This is a genomic window from Pseudomonas sp. SJZ074 (genome assembly GCF_007828215.1).
Lineage (GTDB): Bacteria > Pseudomonadota > Gammaproteobacteria > Pseudomonadales > Pseudomonadaceae > Aquipseudomonas.
This window is the reverse complement of the sequence record NZ_VIUE01000002.1, coordinates 174,024-196,424: the sequence shown is the minus strand read 5'-3', so window position 1 is coordinate 196,424 and position 22,401 is coordinate 174,024. Positions and strand designations below refer to the sequence as shown.

Below are 22,401 nucleotides of genomic sequence, written 5' to 3'. Positions count from 1 at the left end.
ATTTCCCTGTTTTGTTTTTATTGTTCTGTCTCGCGACCGACTCTTTTTCATGGAGAAACCAATTGTCACATTCCACGAAAAAAAGGATGCCTCATCGCAAATACGCTGCTACATTTGGCGATGTTAACGTTAACTTTTATAAAAACAAAAATAAAGAGGGCTTTATGAAACGACTCAAATCGCTCCTTCCAGCAGCGCTGTTCAGCGCTTTTGCCGGGCTTCCCTGCCTTTCCAGCGCGGCCGATCTGACGATCTCCTGCGGCGCGGTGGGCGCGGAATTACAACTGTGCAAGGAGGCCGTCGAGGCCTGGTCGAAACAGACCGGTCACAGCGTCGACGTGGTGTCCACGCCTAACTCGGCAACCGAGCGGTTGTCGTTCTACCAGCAGATCCTCAGTGCGCAGTCCGGCGACATCGACATCATCCAGATCGATATGGTCTGGCCTGGGATGCTGGCCAATCATCTGCTGGACCTGCGCGAGGTACTCCCCGCCGATGCGACCCAAGGCTACTTCCAGGCCCAGGTGGATAACGCCACGGTAAATGGGCGGTTGGTCACGATGCCGTGGTTCACCGATTCGGGACTGTTGTATTACCGCAAGGACTTGCTCGATAAGTACAACAAGCCGGTCCCTCAGACCTGGGAGGAAATGACGGTTATCGCCAGGGATGTGCAGCAGGCAGAGCGCCACGCCGGGAACGCCAACGCATGGGGTTATGTCTTCCAGGGCCGCGCCTATGAGGGCCTGACCTGCAACGCGCTGGAATGGATCAGCAGTCAACCGGACGGCGGCCTGGTCAACCCGCAAGGCGATATCGTGGTCAACAACCAGGCTGCAAGGGCTGCATTGACCCTGGCGAAAAGCTGGGTGGGCGATATATCCCCCCGTGGCGTGCTCAATTACACCGAAGAGGAAGGTCGTGGAGTATTCCAATCGGGTAATGCGCTGTTCATGCGCAACTGGCCGTATGCCTGGGCCCTGGTGCAAAGTCCGGACAGTGCGGTGAAGGACAAGGTCGGGGTCGCCCCCCTGCCCCGTGGCGGCGCGACCGGCAGCCACGCCTCCACCCTCGGCGGCTGGGGCCTGGCGGTATCGCGCTACAGTGCCAGGCCCAAGCTGGCCGCGGAGCTGGTGAGCTACCTGACCAGCGCCCAGCAACAGAAGCATCGTGCGCTGGTGGGCGCCTACAACCCGGTTATCGAGTCGCTCTACCAAGACCCTGAACTGCTCGCGGCCATGCCCTATTACAACCAGTTGCACAGCATCCTGAACGATGGGGTCATGCGTCCCGCCGCCATCACTGCCGCCCGCTATCCACGAGTCTCCAATGCATTCTTCGACCAGGTCCACGGAGTATTGGCTGGAGAGTTGCCGGTCGATCAGGCGCTGGCCGACCTGGAAAGCGAACTTACGCGTATCAAACGCCGGAACTGGTAAGCCACAAGGAAGGAAAACACCATGTCTGTCTCTTCTGCCCACGCGCCCTGCGTCGAGCACTTGCCCGCCCGGGAAACGCCGGTACAACGTCGTCGAGTGCGCGCCGCCTGGCTGTTCCTGGCGCCGATGCTGCTGTGCCTGACCCTGGTGGCCGCCTGGCCGCTGTTGCGTACATTCTGGTTCAGCCTGACCGATGCCAGCCTCGCGGACACCAGCGGTGGCACCTTTGTCGGCTTGAGCAACTATCTGTTCTACAGCGGCTCCGGCTGGTCCGGCGTGCTGGTGGATCCGCAATGGTGGAACGCGGTGCGCAACACCCTGCACTTCACCGTGGTGTCGGTGGGGTTGGAAATGGTCCTGGGGCTGCTGGTGGCGCTGTTGCTGAACATCAACTTCACTGGGCGTGCCCTGGTGCGGGCGTTGATTCTGATTCCCTGGGCGATTCCGACCATTGTCTCGGCGAAGATCTGGTCATGGATGCTCAACGACCAGTTCGGCATCATCAATCACCTGATGCTGGGTCTTGGGTTGATCGATGCGCCTCTGGCCTGGACCGCAGACGCGCAGCTGTCGATGTGGGCGGTGATCATCGTCGACGTCTGGAAGACAGTCCCTTTCGTCACGCTATTGATGCTGGCGGCCTTGCAGATGTTGCCGGGCGATTGCTACGAAGCCGCCCGAGTCGACGGCATCCACCCCCTGAAAGTGTTCTGGCGGGTCACCCTGCCATTGCTGCTGCCGGCGCTGCTGGTGGCAGCGATCTTCCGCATTCTCGACGCCTTGCGGGTATTCGATGTCATCTATGTGCTGACCTCGAATTCTTCGAGCACCATGAGCATGTCGGTCTACGCCCGTCAGCACCTGGTGGAATTCCAGGACGTCGGTTACGGCAGTGCCGCCTCAAGCCTGCTGTTCCTGGTGGTCGCGGTGATCGCTATCGTCTATCTGTACCTCGGACGTCGCCAGATGGAGGTTCGCTCATGAACCGGCGACTGCTGAAGAAAGCCCTGTTGCGCCTGGGGTTCTGGTGCCTGATCGCAATCCTGCTGCTGTATGCGGTCTTCCCTTTCTACTACGCCATCGTCACGTCGCTGAAGTCGTCTACGGCCTTGTTCCAGGTGAGCTACTGGATCGACAACCCCGACTTCTCCAACTATGCCGCCGTGCTCCAGCAAGCCTCATTTCTGCGGGCGATCGGGAACTCGCTGGTGGTTTCGCTGTGCGTGGTCGCGCTGGCGCTGTTCCTCAGCCTGACAGCTGCCTACGCATTGGGCAGGGTGAAGTTTCGTGGTCGCGGCACGGTGCTGATGCTGGTCCTCGGCGTGTCGATGTTTCCTCAGGTCGCCGTATTGTCCGGGCTGTTCGAGGTGATACGGGCCCTAGGCCTCTACAACACCTCCTGGGCGCTGATCCTGAGCTACACGATTTTCACCTTGCCCTTCACCGTCTGGATACTGACGACGTTCATGGGACAGCTACCCCACGAATTGGAAGAAGCGGCAATCATGGACGGCGCTTCGCCGTGGGTCACACTGACCCGCGTGCTGCTGCCGCTGCTCTGGCCGGCGCTGGTCACCACCGGCCTGCTGGCCTTCATTGCGGCCTGGAACGAATTCCTGTTCGCCCTGACGTTCACCCTGACCGACACCCAACGCACGGTCCCGGTCGCCATCGCGCTGATTTCCGGCGGCAGCTCCCATGAACTGCCCTGGGGGTTGTTGATGGCGGCGTCGGTGCTGGTCACTGTCCCGTTGGTCATCCTGGTGCTGATCTTCCAACGCCGGATCGTTTCCGGCCTCACTGCCGGCGCGTTGAAGGGCTGAAGCCCCATAAAGACAAGGAACCCCATCGTGAGCAAATTGAAACTGCATAACGTGAACAAACAATTGGGCGGCGCGCGCATTCTGCGCGACGTCAGCCTGGACATCGCGGCAGGTGAGTTCGTGGTGTTCGTCGGCCCTTCCGGCTGCGGAAAATCGACCTTGCTGCGCCTGATCGCCGGGTTGGACTCGATCTGTGACGGCGATCTGCTGATCGACGGCCGTCGGGTCAACGACCTGGAGCCACGGGAGCGTGGCGTCGGCATGGTGTTCCAATCGTATGCGCTGTACCCGCACATGACCGTCTACGACAACATCAGTTTCGGGCTCAAACTGGCCAAGACCGACAAGACCAGCCTGCGTGAGCGAGTGTTGAAAACCGCGCAGATCCTGCAATTGGACAAGCTCCTGCAACGCAAGCCAAAGGAGTTGTCGGGCGGGCAGCGTCAGCGGGTGGCCATGGGCAGGGCCATGGCGAGGGAACCGGACATCCTGTTGTTCGATGAACCGCTGTCCAACCTGGATGCCTCCCTGCGGGTACAGATGCGCAACGAAATCGCCCGATTGCACGCCCGGCTGGGTTCGACCGTAATCTACGTCACCCACGATCAGGTCGAAGCGATGACCCTGGCCGACAAGATTGTCGTGCTCAACGCTGGGCGTATCGAACAGGTCGGTTCGCCCCGTGAACTCTACGAGCGCCCGGCCAGCCGCTTTGTCGCCGGTTTCCTGGGCTCGCCCAGGATGAATTTTCTTGCGGCGTTTCTGCATGAGCCAGGGGAAACCAGCCTGGTGGAAAGCTTCGTGTTGGGCAAGGCATCCCTGCCCTTCGACAGCGCAGGCCTCGCGGCCGACACCCAACTGAGCCTGGGGATCCGCCCGGAACACGTGACGCTGGAAGCCGCGCCAGGATCCGCTGGCGTGGTCGTGACCGGGGTCGAATACCTCGGTAGCGAAACCTATGTGCACGTCGATACCGGCCAGGACGAGCCGCTGATCTGTCGTTGCGAGGTGAACGCAGGCTGGCAGGTCGGCGACCGGGTCAAACTGCGCCTGGAAACCGACAATCTGCACCTGTTCGATACCGACGGGGTGGCCTTGAAGCGCCACGCCTTTGAAACCCTGCCCGATGGCGTGCCACGGCGCCCGGTCTCCGCAGGCGCCCTATGACCTTGCCTTTGAATACCATGAACGCACCTATGCCCCCTGCAACCCTGTCCCCGGCCCTCGAACATGCACAGCAGGCGCTGAGCGATGGCATGTCCCGCGTCATCCAGGATTATCGACCCGCCTATCATCTTGCCCCTGTGGCGGGCTGGATGAATGACCCTAACGGCGTGGTGTACTTCCGGGGCGAATACCATGTGTTCTATCAACACCACCCCTTCGAAGCAAAATGGGGTCCCATGCATTGGGGCCATGCCAAGAGCGCTGACCTGGTCCATTGGCAGCACTTGCCCATTGCCCTGGCACCGGGCGACGACTTCGACCGCGACGGGTGCTTTTCCGGCAGTGCGGTGGTGTGCGGGGATACCCTGGCGCTGGTGTACACCGGGCATACCTGGCTGGGAGCTGTGGGGGACGAACGCTTGATCCGACAGGTCCAGTGCCTGGCCACCAGCACCGACGGCATTCACTTCGTCAAGCACGGCGCGGTGATCGAACGCCCACCCGAGGCCACGATCATGCACTTTCGCGATCCCAAGGTCTGGAAGCAGGATGACCATTGGTACCTGATTGCCGGCGCACGCCAGGGCGACCGGCCGCTGCTGCCGCTGTACCGTTCAGCTGATCTGCACACCTGGGAGTTCCTCGATTATGTCGACGGGGGCGAGGAAGGCGATGGCTATATGTGGGAGTGCCCGGATCTATTTCGACTGGGCGGGCGCGATGTGCTGCTGTATTCCCCCCAAGGCATGCATCCGCAGGGTTACGAACGGCTCAACAAGTATCAGACCGGTTACCGGGTAGGCCGGCTCGACAGCGACTGGCACTTCACCGGCGGGCCCTTTATCGAACTGGATAATGGTCATGACTTCTACGCCGCGCAGACGCTGGAGGCCGCCGACGGACGACGCCTGGTGTGGGCGTGGCTCGACATGTGGGAGAGCCCGATGCCGAGCCAGGCGCATCACTGGTGTGGCATGCTCGGCCTGCCCCGCGAGCTTGAGTTGCATGCCGACCGCCTGCGTGTGTTCCCGGCGCGAGAGCTGACTGCCTTGCGCCAGTTGCCGCTGCCAGGCACGCCACCGTGGGCCGGGTCCGGCATGCAAGGGGTGCCGCACATCAGCGGCGACCGGCTCGAACTCCAACTGCACCTGGACCTGTCTGGCTGCACGGACGGGCACCTGGGCGTCGCCTTGCGCTGCAGCAATGATGACGAAAGCACTGAACAGACCCTGCTCTACTACGACGGGGCATTGCAGCGCCTGGTGCTGGATCGCAGCCGTTCGGGGATGCCGGTCGACGGTCAGCGCAGCGTGCCGATAGACCCTGCGCTGGAGCAATTGGAGTTGCGCGTGTTTCTTGATCGCTCGTCCATTGAAGTGTTTGACCTGAACGGACGCTTCAGCCTCAGCAGCCGCCTCTATCCCCGCCCCGACAGCCTGGGGCTGAAGTTACTGGCCAGCGGGGCCGGCGGGCACGTCTCTATTTCCAGGGCATGGTCCCTGGGCTCAGGTTGGCTATGAACGCCATCGTCGAAGTCGCGGGAAGCCCGGCCCCTGTGTCATGATTGCCCGTCAACCTGACGGGCCCCACCTCGCATGACTTCAGTGAAAGACGTTGCACAGCTGGCCGGCGTGTCCCTGATGACGGTTTCCAGAGCGCTCAACAATCCGGAAAAACTGAGCGCGGAAACTCTCCAGCGGGTGCGTCGCGCCATTGATGAGCTGCAATTCGTACCGAGCCTGTCGGCGCGCAGAATGCGCGGCGACAATCTACAGGCAAGGACCATCGGCGTGTTCGCCCTGGACACTGCGACCACTCCGTTCGCAGTGGAGCTGCTGCTGTCCATCGAACAGACCGCGCAGCAAGCAGGCTGGAACGTCTTCATCCTCAACCTGTTGAACAACCCGCCCACCGACCAGGACATCGACCTGATGCTCTCGCACCGGCCCGACGGGTTGATCTTCAGTGCCATGGGGTTGCGCCAGGTGAGCATTCCCGAGCGCCTGAAAAGCAAACCGTTGGTGCTCGCCAACTGCCTGGAGGATGACAGTCGCCTGGTCAGTTATGTACCGGATGACGAGAGCGGCCAGCACCGCGCCATGCATCACGCCTTGAGCCAGGGCTATCGGCGCCCCCTGTGCATCAACCTGCCAAAGCGCAGCGTTGCCTGGGGCCTGCGACAGGCCGGCCTGCAGCGTGCCTGCCAGGCATTCGGGCTGCCCCCGCAAGCACTGTTGCAATACGATCTGTCCGATCACGATGCCTATGATGAAACGGCCGCCATCCTTGACCGGCATATCCTCGACGGTCGCCCCGAATTCGACATCCTGATCTGTGGCAACGACCGCATTGCCTTTTGTGCCTATCAGTTGCTGTTGGGCCGTGGCCTGAAGATTCCCGACGATGTAGCCGTGCTCGGCTATGACAACATGATCGGTATCGCCGAGCTGTTCATCCCCCCCCTGACCACGGTGCAGCTACCGTACTACGAGATTGGTCGTCAGGCCGCCCGGCACCTGATCGAAACGCTGGAGGTCACGGGCACCCAGCCAGTGGATTGCCCGCTGGTGATCAGGGCGTCGATATAGATCGACACCCCGTTCGCCCCGCCCTACTTCGCACCTTCGCAGTTGACCATCCAGGCAATCCCGAAACGGTCTTCGAACATGGCGAAGCGTTCCGCCCAGAAAGTCTTTGCCAATGGCATGTGCACGCTGCCACCGGCGCTCAACCCATTGAACAGCCGCTCGGCCTCGGCCACGCTGTCGACATTGAGGGACACCGATACACCTTGCGGCTTACGGTATGGCTGGCCCGGCGGGCAATCGGAGGCCATCAGGCTGAAATCGCCCACAGGTCAGACAGGTATGCAGGATCAGGTTGTTGTCCTTGGGCATGCCCGTTTCTTCAGGCGCTTCGGCAAAGGTCATGGAAAACTGCTCGCCGCCCAGCACGTCCTTGTACAGCGCGAAGGCTTCCTTGCAGTTACCGTTGAAGGTCAGGTAGGGAATGATTCTCATGGTCGGATCTCCTGTCGTCAGGTTTCACGATTGATTGGGCATTTGCGCCCGGATACGGTCTTCCTGCTCGCGTAGATCGCAGGTAAAGGTTTCGCCGAAATCCTCCATTTCGAAGATCTGGCGGATTTCGATCTCGCTGTCGCTGATCATCGGGTTCGGACAACGCTTGACCCAGTCGATGGCCTCTTGCAGCGACTGGACCTGGAAGATCCAGAAGCCGGCGATCAACTCCTTGGTTTCAGCGAAGGGGCCGTCGACGACGGTGCGGTTCTTGCCGGAAAACTGTACGCGCACGCCCTTGGAACTGGGGTGCAAACCTTCAGCCGCGAGCATCACCCCGGCCTTGGCCAATTCTTCATTGTAGGCGCCCATGGCCGCCAGCAACGCTTCACTGGGCATTTCCCCGGCTTCGGATTCCGGGCTGGCTTTGACGATCACCAAAAATCGCATGGTCTTATCTCCTGATACTGAGTTAAGCCGCCATTGCAGCGGTTCCATGGATAATCGAATGACAATGGGAGAAATCGACAGGCTGGCTGGAATTATTTTTGTGGAGAAGGGATCTCTCCCCTCGCCACAATGACTCATAGGCCGATCGGTCAGGCGACCAGATCGCTGGCACTGAAGGTGTTGACACCCACCAGTTGGATTTCGAAGTCCGCTGCCGTATTGCCGTCGATATTGCCGGAAAGCACATGATCGACGAAGCGCAATTGCCCCACACCGCTGAAATCAGCCGAATCGATGAAAGTGAATTTGTTGATCCCCGCCACGAGGATATTGGCATCCAGCTTCGACAGATCGAGCTTATCGCCCTGGAGTCTGCTGAAGTCCAGAATGACATCGCGAGCGCCGCCGATACCCAGCTCATTCAGCGCGCTGAACACAAATCGGTCGGCTCCGGCACCACCGGTCAGGGTGTCGATACCAATGCCACCGATCAGCAGGTCATTGCCCGCGCCGCCGTCAAGTTGATCGTTGCCTGCTCCACCGTTCAGCGTATTGTTGGCGGCATTGCCGGTCAGCACGTTGTCCAGGGTGTTACCGGTACCGTTGATGAGGGCGGTGCCAGTCAAGGTGAGGTTTTCCAGATTGGCGCCCAGCGTCCAGCTCACCGACGAACGCACGGTATCGATTTCGCTGTCCAGGGTACTGGTTTCGCTGATGATGTCCTTCAGGTTATCGACGATATATGTGTCGTTGCCGGTACCACCGATCAAGGTATCGGCACCCGCACCACCGTCCAGGATGTCCGCACCGTCCAGGCCATTCAACACGTTGGCGGCGCTGTTGCCGAACAGCGTGTTGTCCGCGGCGTTACCGACCAGGTTGATGGCGGCAACGCCGAGCAGCTGACCATCCTCGACGTTGGTCGACAGGGTATGACTGACCGACGTGCGGACCAGATCACGGCCTTCGTCGGCGAGTTCGGTGATCGTGTCACCGAGGTTGTCGATCAGGTAGGTGTCATCCCCCGCCCCACCGATCAGCGTGTCCCGCCCGGCGCCGCCATTCAGCACGTTGTTGCCGGCGTTACCGGAGAGCACGTTAGCCAGGGCGTTGCCGGTGCCGTTGATTGCGGCAACACCGGTCAGCGTGAGGTTTTCCAGGTTGGCACCCAGGGTCCAACTGACCGAGGAGCGCACGGTATCGATTTCACTTGCCAGGGTGCTGGTTTCGCTGACCACATCCTTGAGGTTATCGACCAGGTAGGTATCGTTGCCGGCCCCGCCGATCAGGGTGTCGATACCGAGGCCGCCGTCCAGGACGTTGGCGCCGGCGTTACCGGTGAGGCGATTGTTCAGGGCATTGCCGGTACCGTCGATACTGCCTGTTCCGCTGAGCGTGAGAATTTCGAGATTGCTGCCCAAGATGTAGCTGATGGACGACAGGACGCTGTCGATTTCCGTGAGCGACGTACCTGCCTCGGTGATCGTGTCCCCGACGTTGTCGACCACATAGGTATCGTTGCCGGCCCCGCCCATCATGCTATCCGCACCGCCCAGGCCGTTGAGGATGTTGGCGGCGGCATTGCCGATCAGCACGTTGTCCAGGGCGTTGCCGGTACCGTTGATCGCGGCAACACCGGTCAGCGTGAGGTTCTCCAGGTTGGCGCCCAGGGCCCAACTCACCGAAGAACGCACGGTGTCGATTTCGCTGTCCAGGGTACTGGTTTCGCTGACGACGTCCTTCAGGTTATCGACGATATATGTGTCGTTGCCGGTACCACCGATCAAGGTATCGGCACCCGCACCACCGTCCAGGATGTCCGCACCGTCCAGGCCATTCAACACGTTGGCGGCGCTGTTGCCGAACAGTGTGTTGTCCGCGGCGTTACCGACCAGGTTGATGGCAGCGATGCCGAGCAACTGACCATCCTCGACGTTGGTCGACAGGGTATGACTGACCGACGTGCGGACCAGATCGCGGCCTTCGTCGGCGAGCTCGGTGATCGTGTCACCGAGGTTGTCGATCAGGTAGGTGTCATCCCCCGCCCCACCGATCAGCGTGTCCCGCCCGGCGCCACCATTCAGCACGTTGTTGCCGGCGTTACCGGTGAGCACGTTAGCCAGGGCGTTGCCGGTGCCGTTGATTGCGGCAACACCTGTCAGCGTGAGGTTTTCCAGGTTGGCACCCAGGGTCCAACTGACCGAGGAGCGCACGGTATCGATTTCACTTGCCAGGGTGCTGGTTTCGCTGACCACATCCTTGAGGTTGTCGACCACGTAGGTATCGTTACCGGTTCCGCCGCTGAGGGTGTCGATACCGAGGCCGCCGTCCAGGACGTTGGCGCCGGCGTTACCGGTGAGGCGATTGTTCAGGGCATTGCCGGTACCGTCGATACTGCCTGTTCCGCTGAGCGTGAGGATTTCGAGATTGCTGCCCAGGGTGTAGCTGATGGACGACAGGACGCTGTCGATTTCCGTGAGCGACGCACCTGCCTCGGTGATCGTGTCCCCGACGTTGTCGACCACATAGGTATCGTTGCCGGCCCCGCCCATCATGGTATCCGCACCGCCCTGGCCGTTGAGCACGTTGGCGGCGGCGTTGCCAGTCAAGCTGTTGTCCAGGGCATTGCCAACAAGGATGAGCGCTGCAGTGCCAAGCAACTGACCGTCCTCGACATTGGCGGACAAGGTATAACTTACTGAAGTACGAACCAGGTCTCGACCTGCGTCGGCAAGCTCGGTGACCTTATCGCCAAGGTTGTCGACGACATAGGTATCATTCCCCTCACCACCGACCAGCGTATCCAGCCCGACTCCACCGTTCAGAACGTTGTTACCGTCATTGCCGGTCAACACATTGTTCAGGACATTGCCAGTACCATTGAGGTGGTCAGTTCCGGTCAGGACAAGATTTTCCAGATTGGCGCCTAAGGTCCAGCTCACCGAAGAGCGCACCGTGTCGATCTCGCTGGCCAGGGTACTGGTTTCGCTGACTATATCCCCGAGGTTATCGACCACGTAAACGTCGTTACCTGCCCCGCCAACCATGGTGTCCTTGCCGGCAAGTCCGCTCAGGACGTTGCCCAGTGAATTACCGATCAACGTATCGTCAAAGGCTGAACCGACTGCGTTTTCGATTTTTGCACCGTAGGCTATTGCCAAGCCTTCGTTGAAGTCGCGGAAGTTGGAATCAAGGAACGTCTTGCCGATCTTGCTGAACTGACCTTCGTTCAGGTTGATGCGCACCGCTGCCGCCTGATTGCTGGCATCGATTGTGTCGGTGCCACCTGCATCCCAGATAGTTTCAAAGACCTTTTGATCCGCCGCCCAACTATAGGTGTTATTACCGGTTTGCCACTGGGTGTTGGCACCATAGAGTCGCTGGATGGCGGCAATGTCCAGCAACATGGGCGTGGTCGGCTCGTAGGAGTACGCGTTGTCGTAACTCATGATCGTGTAACGAACATCATCGTACTGGGCAGCAAGCACCGTCTTGTTTGTCAGCCCCTGGGAGAACGGATGCTTCAAACCCAGTGCATGACCGATCTCATGCATGAAAGTCAGGTAGTCGTAGCTCCCTTGATCGGGAGTCGGATCATTGGTCGCCCGCCCGATCCAGACATCGCCGGCGACGGGGCTTCGCCCGGGGAAGTACCCCCAGGCTGCGGTGTCGGAATCCATCCAGAAATAGCCGCCAAATCGCAAGTCACCGACATTTGCGGAGGTCTCGCTGACCTCCGTGAACTTGATGTTGGCGACTGAGCTCCATTGATCGAGTGCACTGGCAATGGCGGTTTTCTGCGTCGAGCTCAGGACATACTTGCCGATGTACTCCCTTTCGTAACTATAGGACGAAGCGAACACAGAGTCGCTGGTTATGAAACTGTATGTCAGGGACGTACCGTTGCTGGTACCTGTCCAGTAAGTGCCATAGATCAAGCTGTCGATTTGCGCGTTGCCCGTCAGCGTTGCCGATGAAACAGATGAATAACTAAATGGACTAGGCATGCAAAGCTTCCTGTGTGCAAATCGACGGCCCTTCCTGGGTTCGGCCGCTGCAAGGGGGCATGGTGTCTGGAAATGGCAGCATTGATATCACCTTGCCACCAAATTTGCAATTTCTGACGCTATTTTTTTGGCGCAACCAGCCATTCGTTGGCCTTGCGAATGTCCCCGTCCCCCAACCTTCCGCTCCAGCGATGCAGTACAAGCAAACTGGTGACGAAGCGGTACTGGGCTTGATAGAAATCACGCCGTGCTCGAAACTCTTCCTTGATGCTGTCCAGGACATCCACAGCATTCTTTACGCCATACCCGAAAGCCTTTTCCGTAGCCATCCGCGATTTTTCAGCCGATTCCAGTGCATGGCGTGTGGCCTTGATCCGACTGAGTTCGGCCGACATCCCGAGATAGGCGGTGCGGGTTTCCTTGACCACCTGGCGCCGCAAGGCTTCAAGCTCTTGCAGGGCGACTTCCTTGTCGCTTTCGGATGTCGATACCCGGGCGCTGGTGGATCCACCACTGTAGAGAGGCACCTGCAAATCAAGTGAGGCGACGAGGTTGTCCGAACGCGGCGTCACCGCCCCTTCATAACCGATATCGCTACGTTGCGCCGTCAGGTTCAAGCCCACACGGGGCAGATGACCGGCCTTGGCTTCACCGATAGCCGCCTCGGCGGCGCGGATACCGTGCTCGCGAGCATGCAGTGCCGGGTTGCTGTCGAGGGCCGCCTGCACCCAATAGTCCGGAGCTTGTGCCGGCAGACTGAATGCCGGGTTGTCGCCAATACGCTTGAAGGGCTCCTGGACATCACGCCCCACCAATTCGGAAATGGCTTCCCGGCTGATCTGGACCTTGTTGCCGGCCTCGATCTCATCCGCCTTGAGCGCATCCACTCGCGCCTCCAGGTCAAGGGTATCGGTCACCATCGCCATTTGTCGCGCATACAGCGCATTGACGCGCTTGAGGTTGCGCTCGGTGGCGTCCAGCTCGCTGCGCACCAGGGACAGTTCGTCCTCCGCCGCGAGCACAGCGAAGTAGCGCTCGGACAGGTCGATGCTGGACTGCACCTGGGTGTCGTCGGATTCGTATTCGGTCTGCCGGGCCAGTTCCACGTACTTCTGGTAACTGCGCCAGACCTGCGGGTCGTAGATCACCTGACTGAGTGCCACGGCCATGCGCTTGCCGTTGTATTGGATACGGCTCAGGTCGTCGTCACGCCGACCGCGATTGACGCTGCCGCTGGCGTTGAGCTGCGGCAGCAGCTGACCAAGGGCCGCGCGCTCGTTACCCTCCCCGCTATGGATCCGGGCTTGCGCCCGCAGAATACGCGGATCGGCACCCTGGGCTTCCTGATGGAGCTGCCACAGGTCCATGTAAGTGTCTTCGGCAACGGCGCCAAGCGGCACGACGAGCAGATAGAGCGCGATCAGGGACTTCATATCAGTCCTCGATCAACGAACGGGCGAACGCATTGCTCGCTGGCTGTATCAAGTATTGCAACAGCGTCCGCTCACCGGTATTGATCAGCACTTCGACCGGCATCCCCGGCACAAGGACCAGCCCCCCCAGCGCCTGGCGTCCCTTGTCGGTCAAGGCCAGCCGTGCCAGGTAGTACGGCGCGCCCGTATCCTTGTTGATCAGGCGATCAGCGGATACCTGCACCAGTTGCCCTTCGACCACCGGCGTAGTGCTGTTCTTGAACGCACTGAAACGAATGTTCGCCAACTTGCCCACTGCGATGCGATCGATGTCCATCGGTGAAACCTGGGCTTCCACGATCAGCTCTTCGTTGGCCGGGACGATGTCCAGCAGCGCCGTGCCAGGGCTGACAACCGCGCCCAGGGTATGGACGGTCATGCCCATGATCATGCCCGATTCGGGTGCGAGGATGTCAGTGCGCTGGTCACGATCCTGCAGGGTCGCCAGCCGCTCGCGCAGTTCATACACCTTGGTCCGGGCATCCCCCAACAAGCCGGCGACTTCGCTGGCGAAGGTCTTTTTCAACTGCAGTATCTTCAGTGTCGCCTCGTCGGCATTGATCCGCGCCTGGGCGATCTGGGACCGGGTTTCGGCTATTTCGGTCTGCAGCCGGGAGAGGCTGCGCTCCTGTTCACGCAAACGCTGCTTGTCCACGTAACCTTCGGCAAGCAGCGCTCGTAAATCGACAATTTCAGCCTCGTAGGAGGCCGCCAGCATCTGCTTGCTGGCGACGATGGTCTTGAACCCGCGAATCTGCTCTTCGATTTGTCCGATGGTCTTTTCCTGCAGGCCGACTTCGCCTTGCAGCGAATTCCGTCGAGCCTGAAAGATCCGGGCCTCGCTGTCGCGGGCCTCGCGTACTCGCGGATCAGCAGGATCCAGGGTCGGCACGGCTGCCGGCGCGGGCAGTGCGTCCCGCTCAGCCTCCAGTCGGGCCTGCAACTCGAGCGCGGCGATCAACTGGCTGCGCATGGCTTCCATTTCCGAGCGCGCCTGGGTGTTGTCGAGCACCAGCAATAGATCGCCGGCGCTCACCCGGTCGCCGTCATGAACGCGCAGCTCGCGGACGATGCCCCCCTCAAGATGTTGTACCGTCTTGCGGTAGGTTTTGACCGTGACCACGCCCGGCGCCAGCGCGGCACTGTCGAGCGGTGCCAGGCTGGCCCAGCCGCCGAACAGGCCGAAAGTCACCAACAGCAGGAGGTAGCCGATACGCCGTGCCGGTCCATCATCGATCGGCAGCGCGGGCATGAGGGCGAATGAAGGCTGACTGTTCTGCATGAAAAGAGGTAATCCGCTACTTACGATTGAATCGCGGTGGCCGGCTGGACTGCAGGCGCAACGCCCTGCAATCGCGCCAGGACGTTGTCCCGCGGGCCGAACAGGCTCAGCTCGCCTTGATTGAGCACCAACAGTTTGTCTACCTGCGCCAGCACCCCGGAGCGATGAGTGATGACAAACACCGTGGCCCGACTCTGCCTGAGTTTGCGCAGGGCCTCGGCGAGCATTTTTTCTCCGGCGTCATCCAGGTTGGAGTTGGGTTCGTCAAGGACCACCAGGCGCGGTTCGCCGTACAAGGCACGGGCCAGGCCAATACGTTGACGCTGGCCGCCGGATAAGCCTGCGCCATTGGCACCGATCACGGTGTCGTAGCCCTCGGGTAATTGCAGCACCAGCTCATGCACGCCGGCCATGCGCGCGGCGGCAACCACCGCAGGCGCGTCCGCAGGGCCGAAACGCGAGATATTCTGGCTGATGGTGCCCTCGAACAACTCGATGTCCTGGGGCAGGTAACCGATGTACTGGCCCAGCGCTTCACGGCGCCATTGGCTGATGTCCGCAGCATCCAGGCGCACGGTACCAGCCTGGCGTGGCCAGATTCCCAGCAATGCCCGGGCCAGGGTTGATTTCCCGGCCCCGCTGGGGCCGATGATGCCCACCACCTCCCCCGCGGAGACCTGGAAGTCCAGGCCACGGATGATCGGTTTGTGCGTATCGGGGGCGCCGACCGACAACCCTTCGACATGAATCGCCCCCTCTGGCGCCGGCAACTGCATGCGTTCAGGCTCCGCGGCAACCTTGATCAGCAACTCATGGAGCCGGGCATATTGAGCGCGCGCGCCGAGAAAACCTTTCCACACGCCGATCAACTGGTCGATAGGCGCCAACGCGCGCCCCAGCAAAATGGAGCCGGCGATCATCTGCCCGGGCGAAATCCGGTGGGTTATCGTCAGATAGGCACCCAGGCCCAACACCAGGGATTGGACGATCTGGCGGAATGTCCTGGATAGCGCCGCGATGGTTGCACCGCGGTCGCTGGCCAGGCTTTGCAGGATCAGCACCTCATGGACCCGACGGCTCCAATGCTCACGCAGGCTTGCAAGCATGCCCATGGACTCGACCACTTCGGCATTGCGCAGGCTCTTGCTTACGAAAGCGGTGGCCATCATCTGTTGCCGGTTGGCGGCCTGCAGCGGCGAGCGCGTGAGTTTTTCGTTGACGAAGGCCAACGCCCCCAGCAACAACGCGCTCAACACTCCCATCCAACCGTACCAGGGATGGAACATGAACATGATGCCCAGGTAGATCGGAATCCAGGGCGTATCGAAAAAGGCGAACAGGCCATTGCCGGTCAGGAACTGACGCAAGGCGCTCAGATCGCTCAACGGCTGGCCCGAGGCGTTCATGCCGCCGGTATTGAGTGCCTGCCTGAAACTGGCATCGAACAGACGCCGCCCCAACAACGAGTCCAGGCGCGTACTGACTCGCACCATTATCCGCGAACGCACCCACTCCAGGCCGCCCATCGTGGTCATCAACAGCAACATGATCAGCGTCAGCATCAACAACGTCGACAGGCTGGCGCTGCCTACCGCGCGGTCATACACCTGCAGCATGTAGAACGACGGCACCAACATCAGCAAATTGACGAAGAAACTGAAAAAACCAACGGATAGAAAACTACCCTTGCAAAGGGCAAGAGCACTTTCCAGCTCGGTCCTGGGGTGGGCTGACATGGTTCATACCTGAGGTCGATCTGGAGGCCGACCTGCAAAAATCGTAGTAGACGCTGGCGCATGAACGCCTTGAGGAACGTCGGCAGACACCTCTTGAGCGCCCGCACGGTTTGAGCTGCCTGCGCTGTATCGGCAGGTGGGCGTGGTTCTGAAGGGGAAGTTGCAACCGTGCAGTTGATCCGCCAAGGCAACGGCATCCGTCCGCCAATCCGGATTCAAAACGCAAGGCCTTCGGCGCTCAGATGATCTATACCTTCAAGAAAACCCTTAAGGTCAAGGCAACAGCAACAGAACCTTCCGGCGAAACGATCATGGCGGGTCTGCTTTTCGGGAACGCCGCATCGAATGATTCGTATAACCTGCGAGGCGCTGTTTCACGCCGCCGGCCACAGTAGAATGCAGCACTTTTTTCAATGCCTGAAGTATCGATCATGAGCCGGATCACCTGCGTGTTGAATGTCCGTTCCGAAGTGCTTTCACGGCTTTGTCTATTGCTATCGCTGCTGTTCGTCCAGAGCGCGCACGGCGAGCCCAGGCCAATTGAACTGCACATCCTGGACGCCCCGCCGTTGACCTTCGTCAACGACCCCAGGGGCAATGGCATCGTCGGCGATATCGCCGTGCAGGCCATGGTCAAGGCGGGTTACGCGGTGAAAATCCATGTATTGCCCTGGACCAGGGCGCAAAAACATGTCAGCGAGGAGCGAGACCATCTTATCGCCCCCCTGTCGCGCATCCCCAGTCGTGAGGATCACTTCACCTGGATCGCCTCCATCATGCCGATGGAGCGGGCTTTCTTCAGCCTCGACCGGCAAGTGCGCAATTTTGCCGAAGCCAGGGATACCTACCACAAGATCGGCGTTGGCCTGGGCAGTGCCCAGGAAGATATCCTCCGGGCCGAGGGTTTCAGGGATGACCAGATCTATCGTCTGACCATTGGCGACAACCCTGCCCAGATGCTGCTGATGGGACGCATCGATGCCTGGTTCAACGGTGTTCCGGAAAGTCGCTACATCTGGCCGAAAGTGTCCCAGCGCAAATTGCTCATGAGCCCGGTCAACAGCCATGCCGACCTTTACCTGGCTTGCTCGAAGCAATGTTCTCCCAAAATGGTGGAGGATTTGCGCGAGGCCGTTGAAATGCTGCGCAAGGACGGCACCATCGACCGTGTGCATGACCGCTACCTGCCGCAATAAACCCTGCTCCAAGGGCTGCTCGCGATGGCGCTGGTTCAGCTTGCATCAATATTGAATGCACCGCCGTCATCGCGAGGCCTGTGGTATACGCGAAGGCGCATATACCCCGATCCAGTGTGGGAGCGGGCTTGCTCGCGAAAGCGGTGGTTCAGCTTGCATCGATGTTGAATCTACCGCTGCCTTCGCGGGCAAGCCCGGCTCCCACCGGGCCTCCCCCTCGCCGCCTTTGATCCGCAGGCGGGCTGCGCTTATATCATTCCGAATGATAGTTACCTTTGCTTCATTCGATTCGTTCCCCTGCATTGCGCCACGCATTATCCGCCCATCTCAATACACTTGGCGGATGCTATCCATGGACCATTCACTTTCAAAACTACGTTTTCCCCTCGCACTGTTGGCGGTGCTGGTGATAAGCGCCTGTGGCAAGACACCTGACACGGCAGCGTCCATGCCGGCCGCCAAAGTCAGCGTGGCCAAGGTACTGGAACAGCCAGTCAACGAATGGGACGAATTCACCGGACGCCTCGAGGCGCCGGAAACCGTCGAGATTCGTCCACGGGTTTCCGGGCAGATCGATGAAGTGGCCTTCACTGAAGGTGCGCTGGTCAAGAAAGGCGACCTGCTGTTCCAGATCGACCCACGTCCCTTCCAGGCTGAAGTGCGTCGTCTCGAAGCCCAGTTGGCCCAGGCCCGCGCCACGGCCACCCGCAGCGAGAACGAAGCCCAACGTGGCGAGCGCCTGCGCCAGAGCAATGCGATTTCCGCCGAACTGGCAGACTCGCGTACCAGCGCCGCCCAGGAGGCCCGTGCCGCGGCGGCGGCGATCCAGGCGCAACTGGACCTGGCCAAACTGAACCTGAGCTTCACCCGCGTCACTTCGCCTATCAATGGTCGCGTCAGCCGCGCGGAAATCACCGCCGGCAACCTCGTGACCGCCGACGTGACCGCGCTCACCAGCGTGGTTTCCACCGACAAGGTCTACGCCTACTTCGACGCCGACGAGCGTGTTTTCCTCAAATACACCCAGCTCGCCCGCCAGGGCCAGCGCGGCCAGGCCACGCCGGTCTACATGGGCCTGTCCAACGAGGACGGCAACCCGCACCAGGGCCAGATGAACTTCATCGACAACCAGGTCAACCCGCAGACCGGCACCATCCGCGGCCGCGCCGTGTTCGACAACAAGGACGGCGCCTACACCCCCGGCCTGTATGCCCGGCTGAAGCTGGTGGGCAGCGGCACCTACTCCGCCGTACTGATCAACGATGAAGCCGTAGGCACCGACCTGGGCAAGAAGTTCGTGCTGGTGATGGACGCCGACAACAAGCCTGCATATCGCCCCGTCGAGCTGGGGCCGAAGATCGAAGGCCTGCGCATCGTGCGTAGCGGCCTGAGCAAGGACGACACCATCATCGTCAAGGGGCTGCAACGGGCTCGCCCAGGGGCACCGGTCACGCCTGAAGTCGTGCCGATGGCCAGCGAACAAACCCTCGCGGCCCTGGCTCAACAACGCAAAGCGCTCGAAGCCAGCAACCTGCCCCAGGTCGCGCCGTCCAAGGCGACGTCCACGGCGGCGGGCAAACTGGCCGCTGCGACCCCACGCGGTTAAGGAACTGAACTCAAGATGAAATTTTCCCAGTTCTTCATTTCCCGGCCGATCTTCGCAGCGGTGCTCTCGCTGCTGATCCTGATCGCCGGCGCCATCTCGCTGTTCCAGTTGCCGATCAGCGAATACCCCGAAGTCGTGCCGCCGACGGTAGTCGTGCGGGCCAACTTCCCGGGCGCCAACCCCAAGGTCATCGGTGAAACCGTGGCCGCGCCCCTGGAACAGGCCATCACCGGCATCGAGAACATGCTGTACATGTCCTCGCAGTCCACCGCTGACGGCAAGATCACCCTGACCATCACCTTTGCCCTGGGCACCGACCTGGACAACGCCCAGGTACAGGTGCAGAACCGCGTCACCCGGACCGAGCCCAAGCTCCCGGAAGAAGTGACCCGGATCGGCATCACGGTGGACAAGGCGTCGCCCGACCTGACCATGGTCGTGCACCTGACCTCGCCGGACAAACGCTACGACATGCTCTACCTGTCCAACTACGCCCTGCTCAACATCAAGGATGAGCTGGCGCGCCTGGGTGGCGTGGGTGATGTGCAACTGTTCGGCATGGGCGATTACTCCCTGCGGGTCTGGCTCGATCCGAACAAGACCGCTTCGCGCAACCTGACCGCCACCGACGTGGTCACCGCCATCCGCGAGCAGAACCGTCAGGTCGCGGCCGGTGCCCTGGGTGCGCCGCCGGCGCCGAATGCCCAGGCTTTCCAGCTCTCGATCAATACCCAGGGTCGCCTGGTGAATGAGGAAGAGTTCGAGAACATCATCATCCGTTCCGGCGCCAATGGTGAAATCACCCGCCTGAAGGACATTGCCCGGGTTGAGCTGGGCTCCAGCCAGTACGCGCTGCGCTCGTTGCTCGACAACCAGCCGGCGGTGGCGATCCCGATCTTCCAGCGCCCAGGTTCCAACGCCATCCAGATCTCCAACGACGTCCATGCCAAGATGGACGAACTGAAGAAGAACTTCCCGGCGGGCATGGACTACAGCATCGTCTATGACCCGACGATCTTCGTGCGCGGTTCCATCGAGGCGGTGGTCCACACCCTGTTCGAAGCGCTGATCCTCGTGGTGCTGGTGGTGATCCTGTTCCTGCAGACCTGGCGTGCCTCGATCATCCCACTGGTGGCCGTGCCGGTATCGTTGATCGGTACGTTCGCGGTGATGCACCTGTTCGGCTTCTCACTGAACGCGCTTTCGCTCTTCGGGTTGGTGTTAGCCATCGGTATCGTGGTGGACGACGCCATCGTCGTGGTGGAAAACGTCGAACGGAACATCGGCCTCGGCCTCACCCCGGTGGAAGCGACCAAGCGTGCCATGGGTGAAGTGACGGGCCCGATCATCGCGACCGCCCTGGTGCTGTGCGCGGTCTTCGTTCCGGCAGCCTTCATCAGCGGCTTGACCGGACAGTTCTATAAGCAGTTCGCGTTGACCATTGCCATATCCACCGTGATCTCGGCATTCAACTCCCTGACCCTGTCGCCGGCCCTGGCCGCGGTGTTGCTCAAGAGCCATGACGCGCCCAAGGACCGTTTCTCCAAGTTCCTCGACGCACTGCTGGGCAGTTGGCTGTTCCGTCCGTTCAACCGCTTCTTCGACCGCGCCAGCCATAGCTACGTGGGCGCCGTAGGCCGCGTGATCCGCAGCAGCGGCATCGCCCTGTTCGTCTACGCGGGCCTGATGGTGTTGACGTTCTTCGGCTTCTCCAACACCCCGACCGGCTTCGTGCCCGGCCAGGACAAGCAATACCTGGTGGCCTTCGCCCAACTGCCGGATGCCGCAAGCCTGGACCGCACCGAAGACGTGATCAAGCGCATGTCCGACGTGGCGCTCAAGCAACCAGGCGTTCAGAGCGCGGTGGCGTTCCCGGGCCTGTCGATCAACGGTTTCACCAACAGCCCGAACGCCGGCATCGTGTTCGTGACCCTCAAACCGTTTGACGAACGCAAGGACCCGAGCCAGTCGGCCGGCGCCATCGCCGGTGCCTTGAACGGCCAGTTCGCGGGCATCCAGGAAGCCTACATGGCGATCTTCCCGCCGCCGCCGGTACAGGGCCTGGGCACGATCGGTGGTTTCCGCCTGCAAATCGAAGACCGGGGTAACCTGGGCTACGACGAGCTGTACAAGGAAACCATGAACATCATCACCAAGAGCCGCAGCGTGCCGGAACTGGCCGGGCTGTTCACCAGCTATACCGTGAACGTGCCCCAGGTCGATGCCGCCATCGACCGGGAAAAAGCCAAGACCCACGGCGTGGCCGTCAGTGACATCTTCGACACCCTGCAGATCTACCTGGGTTCGCTGTATGCCAACGACTTCAACCGCTTCGGCCGTACCTACCAGGTCAACGTCCAGGCCGAGCAGCAATTCCGTCTCGAATCGGACCAGATCGGCCAGCTCAAGGTGCGCAACAACCGTGGCGAGATGATTCCGCTGGCGACCTTCATCAAGGTCAGCGACTCCTCGGGACCGGACCGCGTGATGCACTACAACGGCTTCATCACCGCTGAAATCAACGGTGCCGCCGCGCCAGGCTACAGCTCCGGCCAGGCCGAGAAAGCCATTGAGAAACTGCTCAAGGACGAATTGCCCAACGGCATGACCTACGAGTGGACCGACCTGACGTACCAGCAGATCCTGTCGGGCAACACCGCGCTGTTCGTGTTCCCGCTCTGCGTTCTGCTGGCGTTCCTGGTGCTCGCGGCGCAGTACGAAAGCTGGAGCCTGCCGCTGGCGGTGATCCTGATCGTACCGATGACCCTGCTGTCCGCCATTACCGGGGTGATCCTGTCCGGTGGCGACAACAACATCTTCACCCAGATCGGCCTGATCGTACTGGTGGGGCTCGCCTGTAAGAACGCGATTCTGATCGTCGAGTTCGCCAAGGATAAACAGCTTGAGGGCATGAACCCGCTGGCTGCGGTCCTGGAAGCCTGCCGCCTGCGTCTGCGGCCGATCCTGATGACCTCCGTGGCCTTCATCATGGGCGTGGTGCCCCTGGTGTTCTCCAGCGGTGCCGGCGCCGAAATGCGCCACGCCATGGGTGTCGCGGTGTTCTCGGGGATGTTGGGCGTGACCTTCTTCGGCCTGCTGCTCACCCCTGTGTTCTATGTACTGATCCGTAACTTCGTCGAGCGCAGCGAGGCCCGCAAGGCGGCCCGGGCTTTGAAACTGGAGACGCAACAATGAGCCTGGCA

Annotated in this window: 14 protein-coding genes and 1 pseudogene; 9 read left to right on the top strand and 6 right to left on the bottom strand. The window is 60.9% G+C overall.

Annotated features, from left to right (window positions below):
• Positions 1-164: 164 nt before the first annotated feature.
• From FBX99_RS03230 to FBX99_RS03205, 6 genes are all read left to right on the top strand, one after another.
• Positions 165-1,439: an ABC transporter substrate-binding protein gene (locus FBX99_RS03230; protein ID WP_144922036.1), complete on the top strand. Its 1,275-nt coding sequence runs from the start codon at positions 165-167 to the stop codon at positions 1,437-1,439.
• A gap of 21 nt (positions 1,440-1,460) precedes the next feature.
• Positions 1,461-2,423: a carbohydrate ABC transporter permease gene (locus tag FBX99_RS03225; protein WP_144922031.1), complete on the top strand. Its 963-nt coding sequence runs from the start codon at positions 1,461-1,463 to the stop codon at positions 2,421-2,423.
• Positions 2,420-3,262: a carbohydrate ABC transporter permease gene (locus FBX99_RS03220; protein ID WP_144922025.1), complete on the top strand. Its 843-nt coding sequence runs from the start codon at positions 2,420-2,422 to the stop codon at positions 3,260-3,262. Before FBX99_RS03225 ends, FBX99_RS03220 begins: the two co-directional genes overlap by 4 nt.
• Before the next feature lie 27 nt (positions 3,263-3,289).
• On the top strand, positions 3,290-4,429 hold the full coding sequence (locus tag FBX99_RS03215) for an ABC transporter ATP-binding protein (RefSeq protein WP_144922018.1): 1,140 nt from the start codon (positions 3,290-3,292) through the stop codon (positions 4,427-4,429).
• Positions 4,426-5,949, top strand: coding sequence for a glycoside hydrolase family 32 protein (locus tag FBX99_RS03210; protein ID WP_145130596.1), 1,524 nt, complete (start codon positions 4,426-4,428; stop codon positions 5,947-5,949). The genes FBX99_RS03215 and FBX99_RS03210 overlap by 4 nt, the downstream gene beginning before the upstream one ends.
• Positions 5,950-6,024: 75 nt before the next feature.
• A complete protein-coding gene (locus FBX99_RS03205; protein WP_144922005.1) occupies positions 6,025-7,017 on the top strand; it encodes a LacI family DNA-binding transcriptional regulator in 993 nt (330 codons plus the stop codon).
• A gap of 23 nt (positions 7,018-7,040) precedes the next feature.
• Here the strand turns inward: FBX99_RS03205 and FBX99_RS03200 are convergent.
• From FBX99_RS03200 to FBX99_RS03175, 6 genes and pseudogenes are all read right to left on the bottom strand, one after another.
• Positions 7,041-7,449, bottom strand: a pseudogene (locus FBX99_RS03200) (VOC family protein).
• 24 nt (positions 7,450-7,473) lie between these two features.
• Positions 7,474-7,899, bottom strand: coding sequence for a YciI family protein (locus FBX99_RS03195; protein ID WP_145130594.1), 426 nt, complete (start codon positions 7,897-7,899; stop codon positions 7,474-7,476).
• A 149-nt stretch (positions 7,900-8,048) separates the two neighbouring features.
• Positions 8,049-11,906 (bottom strand): M10 family metallopeptidase, encoded by a 3,858-nt coding sequence (locus FBX99_RS03190; protein ID WP_145130592.1) that lies wholly within the window; start codon positions 11,904-11,906, stop codon positions 8,049-8,051.
• Positions 11,907-12,025: 119 nt separating this feature from the next.
• A complete protein-coding gene (locus FBX99_RS03185) occupies positions 12,026-13,339 on the bottom strand; it encodes a TolC family protein (RefSeq protein WP_145130590.1) in 1,314 nt (437 codons plus the stop codon).
• 1 nt (position 13,340) lies between these two features.
• On the bottom strand, positions 13,341-14,660 hold the full coding sequence (locus FBX99_RS03180; RefSeq protein ID WP_145130588.1) for an HlyD family type I secretion periplasmic adaptor subunit: 1,320 nt from the start codon (positions 14,658-14,660) through the stop codon (positions 13,341-13,343).
• 20 nt (positions 14,661-14,680) lie between these two features.
• Complete coding sequence (locus tag FBX99_RS03175) at positions 14,681-16,396, bottom strand: type I secretion system permease/ATPase (protein WP_145130586.1); 1,716 nt, start codon at positions 16,394-16,396, stop codon at positions 14,681-14,683.
• Between the two features lie 431 nt (positions 16,397-16,827).
• Here FBX99_RS03175 and FBX99_RS03170 point away from each other — a divergent pair, with 431 nt between their 5' ends.
• From FBX99_RS03170 to FBX99_RS03155, 3 genes are all read left to right on the top strand, one after another.
• Entirely contained in the window at positions 16,828-17,592 is a 765-nt protein-coding gene (locus tag FBX99_RS03170; RefSeq protein WP_256664008.1) for an ABC transporter substrate-binding protein, read from the top strand.
• Positions 17,593-17,944: 352 nt separating this feature from the next.
• Entirely contained in the window at positions 17,945-19,198 is a 1,254-nt protein-coding gene (gene mexE, locus FBX99_RS03160; protein ID WP_047703215.1) for a multidrug efflux RND transporter periplasmic adaptor subunit MexE, read from the top strand.
• A 15-nt stretch (positions 19,199-19,213) separates the two neighbouring features.
• Positions 19,214-22,393: an efflux RND transporter permease subunit gene (locus FBX99_RS03155; protein WP_144921967.1), complete on the top strand. Its 3,180-nt coding sequence runs from the start codon at positions 19,214-19,216 to the stop codon at positions 22,391-22,393.
• The last annotated feature ends 8 nt before the right edge of the window (positions 22,394-22,401 follow it).